General features: G+C 57.8%; 14 protein-coding genes. 4 read left to right on the top strand and 10 right to left on the bottom strand.

Annotated elements, in window-relative coordinates; genetic code table 11:
• Positions 1-44: 44 nt before the first annotated feature.
• Positions 45-719 (bottom strand): dethiobiotin synthase, encoded by a 675-nt coding sequence (gene bioD / locus SH410x_RS19525; protein ID WP_473670084.1) that lies wholly within the window; start codon positions 717-719, stop codon positions 45-47.
• A gap of 4 nt (positions 720-723) precedes the next feature.
• Between bioD and SH410x_RS19520 the strand changes: the two genes are divergently transcribed.
• The gene (locus tag SH410x_RS19520; RefSeq protein WP_473670082.1) at positions 724-1,653 is read left to right on the top strand and encodes a carbon-nitrogen hydrolase; all 930 of its coding nucleotides are present in this window, start codon (positions 724-726) and stop codon (positions 1,651-1,653) included.
• Here the strand turns inward: SH410x_RS19520 and SH410x_RS19515 are convergent, their stop codons facing one another.
• Entirely contained in the window at positions 1,654-3,081 is a 1,428-nt protein-coding gene (locus tag SH410x_RS19515) for a vitamin K epoxide reductase family protein (protein WP_473670080.1), read from the bottom strand.
• 290 nt (positions 3,082-3,371) lie between these two features.
• Here SH410x_RS19515 and SH410x_RS19510 point away from each other — a divergent pair, with 290 nt between their 5' ends.
• Entirely contained in the window at positions 3,372-4,379 is a 1,008-nt protein-coding gene (locus tag SH410x_RS19510; RefSeq protein WP_473670078.1) for a TraB/GumN family protein, read from the top strand.
• 127 nt (positions 4,380-4,506) lie between these two features.
• On the opposite strand, the gene SH410x_RS19505 is transcribed toward SH410x_RS19510, so the two are convergent.
• The 3 genes from SH410x_RS19505 to SH410x_RS19495 all read right to left on the bottom strand — a co-directional run bounded on the left by SH410x_RS19505 (position 4,507) and on the right by SH410x_RS19495 (position 8,396).
• On the bottom strand, positions 4,507-5,313 hold the full coding sequence (locus SH410x_RS19505) for a sugar phosphate isomerase/epimerase family protein (protein ID WP_473670076.1): 807 nt from the start codon (positions 5,311-5,313) through the stop codon (positions 4,507-4,509).
• Positions 5,314-5,587: 274 nt separating this feature from the next.
• Positions 5,588-7,810: a DNA helicase RecQ gene (gene recQ, locus SH410x_RS19500; RefSeq protein ID WP_473670074.1), complete on the bottom strand. Its 2,223-nt coding sequence runs from the start codon at positions 7,808-7,810 to the stop codon at positions 5,588-5,590.
• 91 nt (positions 7,811-7,901) lie between these two features.
• Positions 7,902-8,396: a YkgJ family cysteine cluster protein gene (locus SH410x_RS19495; RefSeq protein ID WP_473670072.1), complete on the bottom strand. Its 495-nt coding sequence runs from the start codon at positions 8,394-8,396 to the stop codon at positions 7,902-7,904.
• A 199-nt stretch (positions 8,397-8,595) separates the two neighbouring features.
• Here SH410x_RS19495 and SH410x_RS19490 point away from each other — a divergent pair, with 199 nt between their 5' ends.
• Positions 8,596-9,474, top strand: a complete 879-nt coding sequence (locus tag SH410x_RS19490; RefSeq protein WP_473670070.1) for a formyltransferase family protein — start codon at positions 8,596-8,598, stop codon at positions 9,472-9,474.
• 557 nt (positions 9,475-10,031) lie between these two features.
• On the opposite strand, the gene SH410x_RS19485 is transcribed toward SH410x_RS19490, so the two are convergent.
• The 5 genes from SH410x_RS19485 to SH410x_RS19465 all read right to left on the bottom strand — a co-directional run bounded on the left by SH410x_RS19485 (position 10,032) and on the right by SH410x_RS19465 (position 16,473).
• A complete protein-coding gene (locus SH410x_RS19485; protein WP_473670068.1) occupies positions 10,032-11,078 on the bottom strand; it encodes an AAA family ATPase in 1,047 nt (348 codons plus the stop codon).
• Between the two features lie 134 nt (positions 11,079-11,212).
• Positions 11,213-12,589: a hypothetical protein gene (locus SH410x_RS19480; RefSeq protein ID WP_473670066.1), complete on the bottom strand. Its 1,377-nt coding sequence runs from the start codon at positions 12,587-12,589 to the stop codon at positions 11,213-11,215.
• Entirely contained in the window at positions 12,582-15,038 is a 2,457-nt protein-coding gene (locus SH410x_RS19475) for a hypothetical protein (protein WP_473670064.1), read from the bottom strand. Before SH410x_RS19475 ends, SH410x_RS19480 begins: the two co-directional genes overlap by 8 nt.
• Entirely contained in the window at positions 15,035-15,997 is a 963-nt protein-coding gene (locus SH410x_RS19470) for an ABC transporter ATP-binding protein (protein ID WP_473670062.1), read from the bottom strand. Before SH410x_RS19470 ends, SH410x_RS19475 begins: the two co-directional genes overlap by 4 nt.
• Before the next feature lie 65 nt (positions 15,998-16,062).
• Positions 16,063-16,473, bottom strand: a complete 411-nt coding sequence (locus SH410x_RS19465) for a GntR family transcriptional regulator (protein WP_473670060.1) — start codon at positions 16,471-16,473, stop codon at positions 16,063-16,065.
• Positions 16,474-16,764: 291 nt separating this feature from the next.
• On the opposite strand from SH410x_RS19465, the gene SH410x_RS19460 reads away from it, so the two are divergent.
• Positions 16,765-17,163, top strand: coding sequence for a Dabb family protein (locus SH410x_RS19460; RefSeq protein ID WP_473670058.1), 399 nt, complete (start codon positions 16,765-16,767; stop codon positions 17,161-17,163).
• Positions 17,164-17,205 lie beyond the last annotated feature (42 nt).

The raw sequence follows: 17,205 nt of genomic DNA, 5'->3' as shown, positions 1-17,205 counted from the left end.
GAATGGACCCAACGCCGTCCTGTGCACGGCGGTGCCAGCGGCATCTACCACTTCGCCACGACCCGGCATCCCGTCCAATGTTCAATCGATGGACCATTTGTATCGATCGATTCATCGCCTTTGATGGCGTCGTTTGCAAATTCGTTCAACACGATTTGGTCGATATTTAGCCCCGCTGCATTCGCGGCGCGAACGGTGGCGATGCATTCATGGATCACGCCCAACCGGTTTCTTGCGATCAGCACCACGCTTAACTGCGGGAACCGTTCTTTCAAACGCAATGCGTAGTCCGCGTTCAACAGCGACGCAGAGAGCGGGCTGAATAGGCCCCCGGCCCCTTCAATGACGAGCACATCGAATGCAGGGGTGCCGTGTGGTGAGGAATTCTCGGCAGTCTCTGTCCAGACCTCGACGCCGGTAATCAGCAGCGTCTCACTGACCTCGACGCCCTCGGCGGATGCGGCTTGGGGTGGTGCCAGTGGCGCGGCAAAACGCTGGGGACAAACCGCCTCCAATGTCAGGGGGCACCCGGCGGCATGCCACAATGCGACAGCGTCATCGGCGATCGATGGCCCGTCACTGCGGTGTTCACATCCGCTGGCGACGGGCTTGTAAACACCGACTCGCTTGCCAGCGTCGCGGGACGTTTCAACAAAGCGCGACGCGCAGTATGTTTTACCGACGTCGGTACCGGTTCCCGTTACAAAATAAACTTCCATCGCTATGAATTCGTCCGCTGTGAAATTGTCGCTGGTGCAAATGCGCTGGCGAGGAAACTATTCTGCCACCATGGCTGCTGCCACCGAATTGATCGAACAGGCGGCCGCGTCCGTGGAACGGTCTGCACGCGAGGGCGGGCATGTGATCTGTCTACAGGAGCTGTTTGCAACGTGTTACCCCTGTCAGGCTGAAGATCACCGGATGTTTGATCTCGCGGAATCGATACCCGGTAAGACGACCGATGCACTGGCGGAACTGGCCCGCCGACTGGAGGTCGTCATCGTCTGCCCGTTGTTCGAAAAACGCGCCGCTGGAGTCTATCACAATAGCGTGGTCGTGCTCGACGCCGATGGCTCGATCGCGGGCATGTATCGGAAGATGCACATTCCCGATGATCCGTTGTACTACGAGAAATTCTATTTCACCCCCGGCGATGCGGCCCGTCGCGATGGCGAGGTCTCGCAAGAACGCTCCAACGGTTTCAATGTCATCACCACCCGATTCGCCAAACTCGGTGTGGGGATTTGTTGGGACCAGTGGTATCCCGAAGCCGCTCGTTTGTTCGCACTGGCCGGTGCGGACATCCTTCTCTATCCCACCGCGATCGGATGGATTGATGAAGAGAAAGATGAATACGGCGCCGGGCAGCTCGATGCGTGGATGACCAGCATGCGTGCCCACGCGATTGCAAACGGGATTTTCCTGGGGGCGCCGAATCGGGTTGGGATCGAAGGCCAAGTCGAATTTTGGGGTAACTCATTCATCGTGTCGCCGCGTGGCGAAATCCTATCTCGCGGTGACGACCACAGTGATCAAGTCATCACCGCGGACTGTTCACTCGTGGAGATGGACGTCGTCCGCACTCATTGGCCATTCTTGCGAGATCGCCGAGTCGACGCCTACGGCGACTTAACCCGGCGGTACATCGACTGATCACAAGTACTTGTTGATCATGTCAATCATCGTTTGGGGCGATGTCACTGCGCCGACAGTGGTCGTCCTCGGGAACAGCAGTTTGGGGATCGTACCTGCCCCGGCTCGTTTATAGAGTGAAACGTGTTTGCTGATGTAATCGCCCGGTACCGAACCCTGTAACACCCCATAGAGTTCGTCTTTATCGACAACCGTTGATGCATGCCTCATGGCGTCTGCGTAGCTCGGTTTGGAATCGAACAAGTAATTGTGGAACTCAGCGAATTTCGCGTGATCGACCAGCCATACCGCGATGGCGAGTTTGGCAATATTGCAGGCATCTCGATGTTCGGCGGCGGTCGAGTGCACGGTTGAATTGCAGCGTTGGTCCATGGGGACTGGCAGGGTGATAATCGCCAAGTCGTCGCCGAAGTGTTTGCAGGCGGCGTCGAGAGATTTATGAGTTTCCCGGCAGTGGGGGCACGTGTAATCAAACATTTCCACGAACACCAGCTTGGCGTCCGGGCGGCCCACCAGTGGCCACGCATCGGTATGAAGTTTCACGCCATTGAGAATCGTTGCGGTCGCTTTGGGTTTATCGGGGGCCGCCTCGACCTGGGCCATTAAAAGCGTCGCAGGATTCGCAATCGCGTTGAGCAGGCGTGGCAGCGACTCGGACTGCCAGCGTTCCAGACGAAGTTCGAATGATGATTGCAGGTCTGCCGATGCCGGCGGGGCAAACAGGTCATCGTCGCCAAACTCGTCATCTTCTACTGGAGCGGCCGGATCGATGATGGCCGGCTGAGGAGCCGAATACTCGATGACTTCGAACGTTTGCGGCGGCTCGGAGGCAAACTGGAGTCCGATCAACCCTGCCAACGAACCTGTTGCTGCTAAGGTGATCCATCTCAGAGCGTGAGCGGAAACCGGTCGGGTGTAAAGAAATGCCGCGGCAACCGCGATCCCGCCGGCGTGAGCGATCAAGCAGTATTGGCAGAGGTGCCCCAGAGCGAAGACCTGGAGTCCCGTGAACCAAACCGCTGCGCCGCCCGCCAGAAGTGCTGCGAAACCAACCAGTCGCCAACGGATCTGTGACATTCGCGCCGTCGTCGCACGCCAGCACAGCATCCCTAAAATCAGTCCATGGGTTGCCATCGCCGGCAGACTTACTGGCACTGACAACACAGACGACCAACGACTGTGCAGCACGTGACTGCAATCAAACACACTTTCGCCGCTACAGCCAGCAACCGGCGACGAGGTCAACGCCGACCACGCCAAGTAGGCACTACTGAGCAAGGCCGTCGAGCTGGCGCAAAACATGCACCACCACATCCCCCTGGAAATCTGGCCGACGCCGTCAACGCCCACCGACCAAGCGGTGTTTTGAGAGCGTTCGCGGCGTGGGAATGAATCGGTCAAAGGGCGATGGAGGGGGGCGGTGGACATGGGTGTACTTTCGTCGCAAGGGCCTGGGAATCACGTTGCGAAGACCATCGCTAGCAATCGGCGCGCCATTCGTGCCCTGGCCGGGATTCGATCCGCTGTCCGGCGCTCATCGTACGAGTTCCGCAGCACTGAGTCGTCCTCCTGCGGCTCTGGGCGTCCGCAGCAGTCGGTCGGTGCCTCAACAAAAACAGTGGCGATAACCCGCCCACAGCTATCCGTAATAAGATTGGTGTGTGCTAGGATGGTATCTATTCGAGTTTATCACGAAATCCCGCTATAGGAGTGTCTGCGTGCCGAGTTCCCTAAAAATAATTGTTTGGTCAGTAGGAACGATCCTGCTGATCGCCTGGCAACTTGCTACCGCTCCGATCGCGACGGCGCAGGACAGCGTTGCCCCACCGATTCCCCGAGAGCAAGCAACCCCAGCGCCCTCGTTGTCCACGGCCGAGGATTCCGACAAGCAATCCGTAGCGGACGGCGATGCAGAAAAGGCGGACGACGACGAAGGGGAGGCCAGCAAGTACGTACGGATCAAGCGGGACGGAGATGGGGATCCGATCGCTCTGCAAACCGCTATCGTTCGTTTCGACGGGAAGCCCGATACGCAGTATGAAGGCCAGAGCGTCGAGCTCGTCGGGGTCGTCCACGTCGGCCAAGCTGAGTACTACAAAACGATCAAGACACAGCTGAGCGGCTACGACAAAGTTCTCTATGAGTTGGTGGCCCCCGACGGGACGCGTATCCGTCCCGAGGACCTCCAGCAGCGACGGTCACTGCTCTCGTCCATGCAAACCGGTATGAAGGACATGCTCCACCTCGAATACCAACTCGAAAAGATCGACTACATGGCTGAGAATTTTCGCCATGCGGACATGAGTCCTGATGAGTTCGCTGAGGACCTTGAGCGACGCGGTGATAGCGTATGGAAAATGGTCGCTCGGATGATGGGCGCCGGTATGGCAACGCAGGCCAAAGGCGGCGACGTCGGCCTGATCATGGCCTTTTTTAGCAAGGACCGCGCGAAGATGATGAAACGAGCCATGGCTTCCCAACTCATTGATATCGAGCTGGTGACGGCCGGTGTCAACGATGCCAATGGCGAGAACACTCTGATCAAGGGTCGCAATCGGAAAGCATTTCAGATTCTGAAAGAGGAACTCGACGCGGGCGCTAATTCGGTTGCCGTCTTCTACGGCGCGGGTCATCTCTCCGACATGGCCGAGCGACTCGAGAACAAGTTCGACATGCAGCCTACGCAAACGAGTTGGTTGGATGCCTGGGATTTGACCACGAACTAGCCGGGCATGTGTCGCCTCAATGCCCCGAGGGCAACGCTTGGTCGATGTGGGCGAACGCTCTGCGGTCGCTTCGATTGGTCCCGACCGCGGCGCGATCGGTCGTGTTCCTCAATAACACATCGAGGCGTCAGCTCGCCGCCCGCAGATTGCGGATGCTCTCTTTCGCAATCGTTTCGGCACCAGGAGAATAGTCAAACACTTCGACGCTGATCCAACCGTCGTACTTGACGTCTCGCAGCGCTCGCATGATCGGTTCGAAGTCCACCTCTCCCATGCCGGGGCCCAGCAGATTGGGGTCGTTGGCGTGAAAGTGGATCATGCGTGCGGCATGTTTGCGGATGACCTGATCGATCGGTTCGGCCTCGGTGCTCATCGCTTTGACATCGAGATGCAGAGCGACGCTGGGGTCACCGACCGCATCGATCAGCTGGCAAGCCTCGTCGGCAGTATTCAGGAAATCGCCTTCACCGGGGCCAAGCGGCTCAACAGCGATACGGACGTTGTGCTGCTGCAGCGTCGGGACGACCTGACGCAGAACCTCGGCAGCATTTTCGGCCGCTTGATCACGTGATTGGCCTTCGGTGCGGTTCCGCTGCTGCGGCGAACCGAGCACCATCAAATTGCCGCCCAGATCGCTGCACAACTGCGTCAGGCGTTTCAGATAGTCCGCCGTGTTTTGCCGCATCGACGCATCCTGTGTTGTCAAATGCAAGCCCTCAGTGCCGGCAAGCAACCAGTGCAATCCAATGATTTTCAGCCCCGCGTCTTCGACGGTGCGCCGATACTCTGCCCGCTGTTTCGCACTAATCGCATCGACGTGATCGGCCAGCATGAACGGGGCGACCTCCCAGCCGGTGTAGCCCAGTTCGGCCGTCAGGCGGACTGCGTCGGAGAGTGGAGTATCACGGAAGGTTTCGTTACAGAGTGCGAACATGAGTGGTGCGATAGAATGAATACGAGACAACGAACTGGAAACCGGTCACAAAAAGGTTGCTTGCCGCTCCGAGGAGAGCGACAATCAACAGGCTGAAAACGTACACTGAATGCAACGAACCGTCGACATCGGTCTGCTTGCGTGTGCAATTGCCATCGGTGACCCAGGGCGTCGTCCTGGGCGGGCATAGGGGCACCCCTTCGGGGCTGAGGACCAACGTTGCTCCAATGGGGCAAGCTCTGGGATCGCCCCAGACATCGCCTGGTGGTTGATTTCAGTGACCCGTGCGGTTTTGCCAACAACTCACGACGATGCGGATTTCGTCGTAACCGACTCGCTCGCTGATCGACTCGTCGGCTTCGACGGCTTCGAATATGGGCTTGAGCCGGCCATCATCACTCGCGGGGATGGCGGTTTCGATCGCGGAGATCTTTTCGGGTGCTACCCATGGTGTTGCGTCGGCGATATTCGCGTCGCCGATGTAGTTGCTCAAATATCCCCGCACGGTCGACAGTGCCCGGCCCATTTTCTCGGCTACCGTTTCGATCGATTCGCCTTGTGCGAATAACGCATCGGCCTCTCGCTGCGCAACGGCACCCTTTGTGCTCTTCGGTTTGGTCGTCGCGGCAACCGGGATCGAGTAGTCCTTCGTCACGACAACATCTTGTGCCACGTCGTGCTGTTGGCAATATGCGTTGATCTGGTCGAGGAACATCTCGCCATACTCCTCCAGTTTGCGTTCGCCGATACCGCGAATGTTCGCGAGCCCAGCGAGAGTTGAGGGACGCATGCGGGCGAGGTCGCGGAGCACGGCGTCGCCGAAGACAATGTACGCGGGCACACTTCGCTCGGTCGCCAGTTCGCTTCGTTTGGCACGGAGCAAATCAAACAGCCCACGATCGACACCTTCCCATGAGTCCGCAGCCGAAGGTGCCGACGCTCGGCCTGTCGACGAAGGGGCCGCGCGGGTCAATGTCACCGTGCCTTCGCGTTTGAGCAAATTGCGACCGGATGGTGTCAATCGCAATACGTTGTATTCGCCCGTTCGCTCGAGAAACCCCTGGGAGATCAGTTGCTCGATCCACGTCCTCACGTTGACCATCGATTCGTTGCCGAGCAGGTTATGGGTGCTGAGTTGATCATGTCCCGCGTTGGTGATCTTCTGATCCCGAGATCCCGTCAGAACTTTGACGTTGTAGGCAACGCCAAATCGCTCCTGCAGTCGGATCACATTAGAGAGGATTTTTTGAGCGAGCGTGATCGGGTCTTCCACGGTGTCGAGTTCACCCAGGCAGACGTCGCAGGCGTTGCAGTTGTCGACATCAAATTCTTGCCCGAAATAGTTGACGATCGCGGCATGCCGGCACTGCACCCCCGAGCATAGTGAGGCCATCGAATTGACGTTCGCCATGGCCTCATCGAAGTGAGTGCGATCGCCCATTTCGAGAATACGTTTCCATGTCATGAGGTCGCCCCCGTTGTAGAGGAGGATGCACTGGGACGGCAAACCGTCCCGTCCCGCCCGACCACTCTCTTGCTGATAGTGCTCGATCGATTTGGGCATCCCTGCATGAACGACGAACCGCACGTTTGATTTGTCGATCCCCATCCCGAACGCCACCGTGGCGACAATCACGTTCACTTTTTCGCGGATGAATGCCTCTTGGTTTGCATGTCGCGTGACGTCATCGAGCCTAGCGTGATACGGGCGAACCGAGATGCCCTCGGCGGCGAGTGCTGCCGCGGTCTGCTCGACCTCTTTTCGCGTGATGCAGTATACGATTCCGGACTCGCCGGGATGCTGGTCGATGACGCCCATGATTTGCCGCAGTGCGTTATCGCGGCGGAGCATCCGGTACGTCAAATTCGGACGATCGAAACTGCCGACCAAAATATGCGGGTCGCGAAGTTCCAGTTGCTCGGCGATATCCTCACGCACGCGCTCCGAAGCGGTTGCGGTGAAGGCGTGCACCGAGGCATGCGGGAACCGTTGTTTCAAAATTCGTAGGCCGCGATACTCGGGACGAAAATCATGGCCCCAATTACTGACGCAGTGGGCTTCATCAATGGCAAAAAATGAAATTGGGATCTTCGTGAGAAAATCGAGCGTGCGGCTGGAGAGCAATCGTTCGGGGGCGAGATAGAGCAAGCGAATTTCACCGCTTCGGATCCGTGCGGCGGTTTCGCGCTTTTGATCGTCGCTCTGCGTGCTGTTGACCAGTGCCGCGGCGACGCCGTTGCTCTGCAGGGCGTCGACTTGATCCTTCATCAGCGAGATCAGTGGCGAGACGACGACGGCCATGCCGTCGCGCACGATCGCGGGGACTTGGTAACACAGCGATTTCCCACCGCCGGTCGGTAAGACGACCACGCTATCGCGGCCGGCAATCACGTCGCTAACGGCCTCCTCCTGCAAGGGGCGGAAGTCGTCAAATCCCCACACCTGAGCCAGTATTTCGCGAGCGGCTTGCGATCCTGAGCGAGCTGAGTGAGGCATTTTACTTTCTTGGTCGTCTGGTCGTTCCGCGGAGCGGGAAAGGGTGGGGAGTCAGCTCAGGCGGGCGGAGCCGTCTGGCGACAATGAGCACTCACACGACGGGCAAGCCGGTGGGGCGGCGGCTGCGGATCGCATCCTGTTTGCGGCGGCCTACCTGCTCGAACTGGGGGCCGAACAGGGCATCGGCGTACTCGTCGATCTGTTCAGGGGTCTCAAAGTAGCGTTCGTAACACCAGTCATCGTCGAATTCACAATCATCCGTCGTGTATTCACGGCATATTTGGGGACGTGTTTCGTAGATCCCGCAGCGATTGTCGTCCTGCAGATGCTTGCATGTCGTGTGGACCAGTAAATACCAAGTCTCGTCATCGACAAACATGCTGGCTCGGTCATGGAGCAAGTACCAGCGAATGAAATCAAAATCTTTTCGCGAGACTGGTTCATCGACCGGCAGAGCAAAGTAATGGCAGCATTTGGCCGTGCAATGATCGCAGAGATTTTCACCCTTGGGCAGGTCCGAGCGACGGCGAATCCGCTGCTGCGTTGCCCCGGGCGTGGCGTCTTTGGGGGCGATTGGTTTTGGCATGTGGGTCAGCACCGAATAATGCCGGGGAAGAGTGTGGACAAGAAACGTCGAATCGACTCCTATCATGATAGCGCAATCGCCGGCCAATACGAGACCGCAGCCCGATGAGCGGCCTGATTTGAGCTAAAATACAAAAACACCGCGCCGCCCAACGCTCTCCCACTCTCCGCATACCCCAATCTCCCCAACTCCCTCGCCCATGGAAGTCGTCATTACCGCTCTCGGCCCCGATCACACCGGTTTAGCCGACCCGATCATTCACCACCTCACCGGCCGAGGGGCGCGGATCGCTGAGATTCAAATGTACGATCACGACGAGCAATCGCTATTCGCGATGTTTTGCCGGATCCAGTTTGACCAGATGCCCATGAGCGAAGGGCAAATCTCGGTTTCGCAGATCCAAACAGAAATGCGTCAAATCGGCGAACACACAGGCCTTTCGATCCGGGTGTGGAGTCCTGACGTCCGCCCATCAGCACGCCCTCGACTCGCTGTCGCCGGGACGTACGTGGAGGACACGCCTCGCGCCATTTTGCAGGCTGTTGCCGACGGAACGATCGCAGCGGATGTACCCGTGGTGATCTCCAATCGAAAAAAACTCGCGTCGCTAGCGGAAGAATTTGATTCAGAATTCCGCATGATCGGTGATGGCCAGGGCGGAGCGGACAACGATGCGCTGATACGAGCGCTCGACGAATTCGAGATCGACTATTTAATCCTGGCCCGCTACATGCGAGTCCTCCCAGCCGAGGTGTGCTGGCAATTCGCAGGCGGCCGGATCATCAATCTACACCATGGTCTGTTGCCAGGTTTCCCGGGATTTCGCCCGTACCATGACGCCAATAATGCCCGCATGCTGACGTTCGGGGCGACATGCCATTTCATCATCCCCGAGCTCGATGCCGGCAATCAAACGATTAACCAACGCACCTTTTCGGTCGCGCCGGGGACGCCGATTGAAAAGATCATTGCCGAGGGGGAGCGAGACAACGAACCGAAGTGCTTGGTCGAAGGTGTGCGCCGGGTCGTCGACCGAGAGGTCTATCTGCACTTCCACCGCGTGATGCCGCGGAAGTGAGATCGATTTCGATGGCGATGAGGTCGTGGATCTTGTCAAAGATCCTGCTCATGCGTCACGCGACGCATCTTGAACGGCGAGTCGATTTATTGTTAAAAATGCCAATTCTGACTGGGTTCCCCCGTTCTCCCTTTCCCCCGCCTACGATGATTGCGCAGCGGTAGCTGCAAAATCATCGTAGGCGGTTGGGGGAAATGCGGACAGAGAAACGCTGGCACGATGCCAGAATGTTTTGCTACGGAATGCTCTCGCGAGCACGCTGCTGGTCAATCAAGCTAAACAGACGGCGAAGATTGTGTGCGATGCACAGCAGACGCGACTCTCTTTGGGCTTGGCCCGCGTCATATGATTCTCAGCGAATGCAGGTTTCCATCGTTGTGACCAGCAGTCTAGCGAGATAGGCTCAAGTGGCGACAGCAAAATCGACTGAATCGACACGCTGTTAAAGATCCTGTGCGTGAGGAGGATCTTTAACAAGATCCACTACCGCAGTCACAAAATCGACGTCCCGAGAGGCTTGGTGACGCACAGCGGGCAACTCGTTGTCAGCCGTTGGCCTACAACAAGCTCGCCTCGGCCACCCGATGTTCTTTGACCAGGCGGGCGACCAAATCCGCGACGGAGATTCCGTCCGCTTCAGCGGCAAAGGTCGGCACGATCCGGTGCCGCAGCACCGGCAGAGCGAGTGACTGGACATCGTCCAGCGACACGTGGGTACGACCATGCAGGAGTGCTCGAGCCTTGGACGCGAGCACCAATTGTTGGCTCGCCCGCGGTCCCGGTCCCCACTGAATCCATTCCTGCACCCAAGGCTTGGCATTGGCTTCGCCTGGACGTGCGTCGCGGACCAAGTCGATGACCCAATTCTTGACATGGTCGGGCAACGGAACGCGACGAACCAACGCTTGAAACCGGACGATGTCTTCGCCGCTGATGACGTGTTTGACTTCGGGAAGCTCGCCCGACGTCGTGCGATCGACGATCTCGGCTTCTTCGTCACGGCTCGGATAGGCGACAACAACATGAAACAAAAAACGGTCGCGTTGGGCTTCCGGCAATGGGTAGGTGCCTTCTTGCTCGATCGGATTCTGGGTCGCCAGGACAAAGAATGGCTCAGCCAAGCGGTAGGTGTGGCCGCCGGCGGTCACTTCGTGTTCCTGCATCGCTTCGAGCAATGCCGCTTGTGTCTTGGGTGGTGTGCGGTTGATTTCGTCGGCGAGCAGCATCTGCGTGAAGATCGGGCCTTTGCGAAATACCATCTCACGCCGGCCCGTCTCATGATCTTCCTGGATAATATCGGTGCCCGTGATATCGCCCGGCATCAAATCGGGCGTGAATTGAATGCGGCGAAAGTCCAGACTCATCGACGAGGCCAGCGTTCGTACCATCAACGTCTTCGCGAGTCCGGGGACGCCTTCGAGCAGGCAATGCCCGCGAGCTAGAATGGCAATCAATAGTTGCTCGACGACTTCGCTCTGCCCGACCACGATCCGGCTGACCTGATCTTTGACTTCATTGACACTCGCAATCAACGCCTCGGCGGATTCCAGATCACTGTGGGGCAGTTGGGTTTGAGCGTTTTCACGCGGGGGCGGTGTGACCATGGCGAGGGAACAGAGAGAGGCAGAGGGGCAGAGAGGGAGGGAGACTCAGTATACGCCAACGGCTTCCGGTTTGCTGCTGAGTCGCCGAGTCTCTCGGCGACTCGGTCCCCTGCCAGCCCCACGCACCCAACCGCTCAGCGAATCGCCGTTTCCGCTCCCTGGATTGCCGAATCGTTTAGCAACAATTCGCTGGGCGGAGTGGGCGGAAACTGAAAGCCTTTGTCGAACATGCTCGGGGCGTTGCCGTCATATCGCTGCGTAAAACGCCACAACCGAGCCGTCTTGCCGTCGGCGTCGACACGGTAGCCAAAGTCGATGCCGTCCACCATCTTCCAATCGCTGGGCGCCAGGCCGACTTTCGTTAATTCGGAGAGCGAGGTAGGCCAGCGTCCTTCTTGCAATTGGAATTGTTTGATCGCCACCGCCGTCAGCACCCGCCGGTGGTTCATTTGTTGTTCCGCAATAAGGACTGCATAATAGTCCGGATCCCGGTAACGGCCGTGGAGGTCAATCGAGGCCCACGGAATGGCGTTAACACTCGCAACCGCTTCCGCTCCTCGTTCACGTTCTGCTCGACGTTCAAGTGTTCGGACAGCACGCACGTGTTGACGAGTTCCCGCGTGCCGTCGTTTCTCGAGCTCTAAATACGACCGCAGGTTTGTTGCGACGAAAGTGGACGCGACACCAAAGGGTAGTGCGTCCGACCCCTGCACGGAGTCACGACCGTGATTGACGTTTTGTACGTTATCCAAATAAAGAATAAGGTCGAGGTCAATAGCGTGGCGCCATGATTTCTCACTATCAATGTGAAAACTCAACAATTTTCTGACACGACGAAGGTCTTCTGCCTGCCAGAAATTATTCTCGAGCGAGCGATGGATCAGATCCGCAGGCGGGCCCATCTTCTCGACGCCCATGACCCGCCGATACACGTTGACATACAGTTCGAGTAAATCCGCGGCGAATGCACTGTCGTCACGATGGTAGGCGTATGCGAATTCGCGAAGCAGCAAATTGTCGCCACTCCAAGTAGGAAGTCCATACAGAACCGTATTCCGATTCACATCGGTTGGAATTCGTTGAGACTCTGGACTTGAGAGTAACTCCCGCATCCGCTCGATCAACGGTTCGGCTTCGCGATGATAGTTCTCAGCGAGTTTCTCCGCAGGCCAGGCCTGCGCTGCGGGCACCAGGTGGCCCGACGGATTCAGGAGTCGAAATGCCTCTCCATATTTGTAGCGTAAGAATGCGATCGCTTCGTCTAAGTCCTCCCAGTTCGTAGCATCACCACGTGCTGCGTTCTGCTTGCGTTGGGCAACGAGTGCCTCAACGTTCAGGGGCACTCCATTGGCTCGCAGCGTCGCCAGTTCAGCCTTGACATAACGGCGGGCGGACCATTCTTGGATGAGTCCAAAGATCAGCAGCCCAGTGATGACGACCAGTGGGAGGACCGCCATCGCCAGGTAGCTCGTTTCGCTACGTCGACTCGGCGAGATGTGTGGATCAGCCATTTCGATTTCTCGTGGAGGTGAAAGTGTGTCGCTCGGCTTGGCGAGCCGCCTGGGTATCTTCCTCGTTTGCCAACTGCTTGGCTTGTTCTTCCCACGCCCCGTACCAGCTTGATGCAGGATAGCGTGTTGCTCCATAACCAAAGTACGCTCGGACCCGATCCGGTTGGACATCGTAGGGCCCCTCGTCAAAGGGAGTGGAAGGATCAACCATCAAGTGGTGCAGTTTGCGACGGATCGCAAGTGTGTCTTGCCCACCTTCCATTGCGTTGAGTAGTTCAATCGCGTCGACGGTCAATCGATCGACCAAGCGATCGTAGACCCAGTACCGCTTTTGTGGTGGATACCACTCGAACCATTGGTCGCCCCGGAACCCTCCGAGCGAATCAAAACGAGTATCGTCCGTGAGATCTGTATCAAACTCGTTTCGCCAACTCAGTAAAACCGCGCGGCGGCGGGCCGCGTTGCGAGATTTTTGATCCGAAATCACCGCGATCGCGCGCTGCGCGAACTCGCGTGATCGAAGTGGCTTGAGCTTTTCCCGCGACAGGGTTTGGGTTAACCAAATCTCAACCTGATCAGCCACTTCTTGATCCACCCAGCGATCACTCATTCGCAGTCGCAACGCGATCACCGTCATCGCATCAATCCATTTCCCCAAGGCATCGACTGCCTCGGCGTCATCAGGATTTTGCATGACAGAGTATCTGAAATACTCAGCAAACTCGATTGACTGTGACAAGATGCCAAGATCGGCACGCAGTGGCACGTTGACGTCAGCATCCAAGTCACCGATCGAGAGATAGTCTTGGGGAAGGAATCTTTGAGATTCCACGATTTCCGTAATGTCGTTATGAAATCGCTCCGCCCGCAAGTTTTGCAGCGGCGAACTGATGCTCATCATTTGCGACAAGTTCCCCGCGTTGGGGAATTGACGGGCCTCGGCAATGAGTGCCGTCCGAGCAGCAGAAGAAATGCCAGGGAACGTAGCCACTCCGATCGTGAACGGCAGGATCGGAATGGCAGAGTACAATGCCGTGGTCACGACGCCGCTCAGCCAGATCGGCCACGTTGCCGTATCGTCCATGAAACGACGCATCATCAACCAGGTCGCTATCATCGGCAGCACGCTGCATATCACCAGCAATCCAAAGGGAGCTTGATACATCATCGCGGATCCGAGCAACCAGGTCACCGCAACGCCCGACACGACCGGTGCGACGAACGCGGACGCTGCTAAGATTCGAATCCACTGACTCGTCGCTTGGGACACGCCATAGATGATCCACAGAACGCAACCGACGAACGCCATGGATGGTACGGAGTTGACGGGATGTTCGTACTCGCCTCGTAGTGAAAGAGAGGATGACAGCAGAAACGCAATCATCGCGATTGCAATCACACTCAGCCCGATCAAATGGCGGCCGATCCAGACTCGCGTGGGCGACACTCCCCGGTCGGCGAGAAACCGCAACCGGCGCGCACTGCCGTCACCGTGGAACACAAACACACCCAGCCATGAGGTCGCGACGGCTCCCGCCACTGTCGCGATGATGAATAGATTGTTGGCACCACGGCTGTGGTGTCCGCCCGAAAAACACCCGAACGCAATACCACCCAACAAGATCGCAAAGGTGAGCAATGACAACGTCAGGCGGTTGTGGTGAACCGACTGCCAGACCAGCGAGCTGAGTGGATAGCGAAATGGAGTTTCAGGAACGGGCAAGGAATTCGTAGGACGCCAAGCCGCCAACCAGTGGCCTGGTCCACTTGCTTCGAGTTCGGGAGCTGCTGGGGAAAGTGCGTTGATTCCCGCCCGGTAGCCCAGCCATCCCATCGCCAGTAACCCAACGGTCGATATTGCTGTCAATGCCCAGGCTGAGTCTTGCTGTGAAACGGCACGCCCGGTCACAAACAGGCTGGCGTAAATCGATGTCGCCAAGTACGGCAGCGCCGCCAATGGAATCAAAGCAATCAAACTGGGGAAAGTATTCTTCATTCGCCAGGCCGTGTAGAAACCACAACACAGGATGAAAAGACTATGGGTGAACCAGTACGCCGTATTCGCTGTTCCGCTGCCGGGCAGTCGATTGCCGCCACTCAGCCAGCCGATGATCAGGCAGCCCACCCACATCACGAGGAGACCCACCAACCCGACGACAAACTTCACACCAACCATCAATGCGGGGGAGATCGGTAGCGATGAGCACCAGAGCAGCGTGCGCGTCTCTTTCTCTTGACCGACGAGAATGGCACCCGCGCCGGCGGCAAAGAGTGCCGGCAGCAACAGTGGGATGTAGTGCCCAAACTGCGCAATGTTTTTTACGGAGGTCATCGTCGACCAGAGCACCGCCAACAGCAACGCGACGGCCAGTAACATCAGCACGAGCGGAACGATCTGGCGAGTTTCTTTCCAGGCCAAGCCACGTAGAGGGGAAGAGATCGCAATCATATCGTAGCCTCCATAGCGGTTTCTCGAGCCAACTCATCAGCAGGTTGCGATTCAAGAGGCGGACGTGAAAGTGAGCCCTTGGTGCACGCGATAAAAATCTCTTCGAGCGATAACGGCCGCTCTTTAACACTGGCCACACCGGTCGCCGACGCGAGCACCGCATGCATCTCGGGTGTGAAATTTCGTACCACCATTCGGCGTTGGCGTCCGAGCAACTCATCGCACATCACCTCGGCTGGCTCGTCGATCGACGGTACCGCCACGAGCGGATCGTCGAGGCTGACCGTCAATTCCGTCATGGACTCCTTCAGTTCATTCAGCGGCGCGACGATGCGGAGTTTGCCGTCATGCAAAATCGCGATCGTGTCGGCGACCCGCTCGACTTCGCTGATCTGATGACTCGACAAAAACACGGTGCGTCCTGATGCCGCGCGATCGATCATGCTCTCGAGAAAATCACGACGGACCATCGGATCAAGACCCGAGGTGGGTTCGTCGAGGATCAGCAGCTCCGGATCATGGGCGAGGGCGAGTGATAAGGCGACCTTCGCACGCTGGCCTTTACTCAGATGACGGATCTTGCGGTCCTCGGGGATCTGATAGCGACGAATCGAGTCGCGATAGGATGGTAAGAACCCGTCGGGAAAGAACGAAGCGGTGAACCAACCGATCTCTCCCACACTCATCCAGTCGTAAAGGGCAGGGGCATCGGAGACGTACCCGACGCGGCGGCGAACTTCGAGGGGATGACGGGTCGGATCCATGCCACACACCGTGCACTCGCCCGAGGTCGGTTTCTGAAACCCCGTCATGATGCGAATCATGGTGGTTTTGCCAGCCCCATTTTCACCGAGTAAAGCGAAGACACTCCCGGGTTCGATCGCAAAGTCGACTCCGCGAAGCGCATCGCATCCGCGAAAACGCATGGTCAACTGTTGGGCGGTGATCACTGATGTCATGGCTGGGGCCTCGGGGCGGTGATGAGCAAAGAAGAGGAGTGAAGGATTCGGAGCCGTGCCACCGGTTAATCAGGCGGTGACGATATCGTTGCCACGCTGCTCTCGAGCGATCCGAGCTGCTGTTCGACAATGCTGCGAATCTCATCCGCCGTCAGACCACCGTGTAACGCCTCGGTCAAGGCACTCTCGATACGAGCGGCGATGATGGTCTTGCGCTGTTTCCGGCAGCGGTCCAGCGCACCCTTGCAGACCACCACGCCGCGACCCCGGAGCGTTTCCGTTGTCCCATCGGATTGCAACTCCTGATAAGCGCGGGCGACTGTGTTTGGATTGACCGCGAGCTGCGTCGCCAACTGCCGCACGCTGGGTAGGAGCTGGCCCGGACGCAGCGTCTGCTCAGCAATCGCAAATTTAATCTGACGAACGATCTGCGAATAAATCGCCACACCGTTGGAGGGCTCGACCGTGAAAAACATTTTTTACCGTCACCTTTCTAGCGTTCTGGTGTACTGATGTGATAGTACGGCTGGCGAAGGCGTGTGTCAAGCGAAAAAAGGCGGGTCACCGATTTTTGATTTTCCCCGGCGATTGCGAGGGAGTCGGGCCGGACCGCAGCGCCCGCCCTCTTTGAGGTGAAGGGCGAGGACCTTCTCTGGGGGCGGGATGAGAAAGCGGCGGGACCCCGGGGAGATCGACGACGGCGCGTTGGCTATGATGTAGTCCGTTTCCACCCACGCTTCCATTCACTCCAACGAAACCAAGTGGCCATGAAGTCAACCGTCTTTACCCTGCTCGCCCTCGGACTACTCGCCGTCGCCGCCATGCAAATCACCGCTACGGGTTCAGAAGCCAAGCCCTCGACCAAGCAGCTGCGTCACATGGTGATGTTCAGCTTTAAGGAATCCAGTAGCGAGGCCGACATCCAGGGCGTTGTCGATGCATTCGCCAAGCTACCGAGCGAAATCCCGTCGATCGTGGCCTTTGAACATGGGCTGAATAACAGTCCCGAGGGCCTCAATGAAGGATTGACGCACTGTTTCCTGGTCACGTTCGCCGACGAAGCGGGCCGTGCCGAATACCTGCCCCATCCCGCGCACAAAGCGTTCGGGAAGGTCCTCAGGCCGCATCTAGAGAAAGTAGTCGTCGTGGACTACTGGGCCGAGTGATTTTGCGGTAGGCGTTTGCAACGCCGGTTTGTGGCTTCGGCA

It is taken from the genome of Rhodopirellula sp. SH410, from assembly GCF_055811895.1.
The sequence above is the reverse complement of the archived record's forward strand: the minus strand, read 5'-3'. Positions and strand labels throughout refer to the sequence as shown.

What these genes read in the sequence shown, in the direction of transcription:
- SH410x_RS19465 (WP_473670060.1), bottom strand. Translation starts at nt 16,473, where the DNA reads ATGTTTTTCACGGTCGAGCCCTCCAACGGTGTGGCGATTTATTCGCAG.
- SH410x_RS19470 (WP_473670062.1), bottom strand. Translation starts at nt 15,997, where the DNA reads ATGACATCAGTGATCACCGCCCAACAGTTGACCATGCGTTTTCGCGGA.
- SH410x_RS19480 (WP_473670066.1), bottom strand. Translation starts at nt 12,589, where the DNA reads ATGGCTGATCCACACATCTCGCCGAGTCGACGTAGCGAAACGAGCTAC.
- SH410x_RS19460 (WP_473670058.1), top strand. Translation starts at nt 16,765, where the DNA reads ATGAAGTCAACCGTCTTTACCCTGCTCGCCCTCGGACTACTCGCCGTC.
- recQ (WP_473670074.1), bottom strand. Translation starts at nt 7,810, where the DNA reads ATGCCTCACTCAGCTCGCTCAGGATCGCAAGCCGCTCGCGAAATACTG.
- SH410x_RS19490 (WP_473670070.1), top strand. Translation starts at nt 8,596, where the DNA reads ATGGAAGTCGTCATTACCGCTCTCGGCCCCGATCACACCGGTTTAGCC.
- SH410x_RS19505 (WP_473670076.1), bottom strand. Translation starts at nt 5,313, where the DNA reads ATGTTCGCACTCTGTAACGAAACCTTCCGTGATACTCCACTCTCCGAC.
- SH410x_RS19485 (WP_473670068.1), bottom strand. Translation starts at nt 11,078, where the DNA reads ATGGTCACACCGCCCCCGCGTGAAAACGCTCAAACCCAACTGCCCCAC.
- SH410x_RS19495 (WP_473670072.1), bottom strand. Translation starts at nt 8,396, where the DNA reads ATGCCAAAACCAATCGCCCCCAAAGACGCCACGCCCGGGGCAACGCAG.
- SH410x_RS19520 (WP_473670082.1), top strand. Translation starts at nt 724, where the DNA reads ATGAATTCGTCCGCTGTGAAATTGTCGCTGGTGCAAATGCGCTGGCGA.
- SH410x_RS19475 (WP_473670064.1), bottom strand. Translation starts at nt 15,038, where the DNA reads ATGATTGCGATCTCTTCCCCTCTACGTGGCTTGGCCTGGAAAGAAACT.
- SH410x_RS19515 (WP_473670080.1), bottom strand. Translation starts at nt 3,081, where the DNA reads ATGTCCACCGCCCCCCTCCATCGCCCTTTGACCGATTCATTCCCACGC.
- bioD (WP_473670084.1), bottom strand. Translation starts at nt 719, where the DNA reads ATGGAAGTTTATTTTGTAACGGGAACCGGTACCGACGTCGGTAAAACA.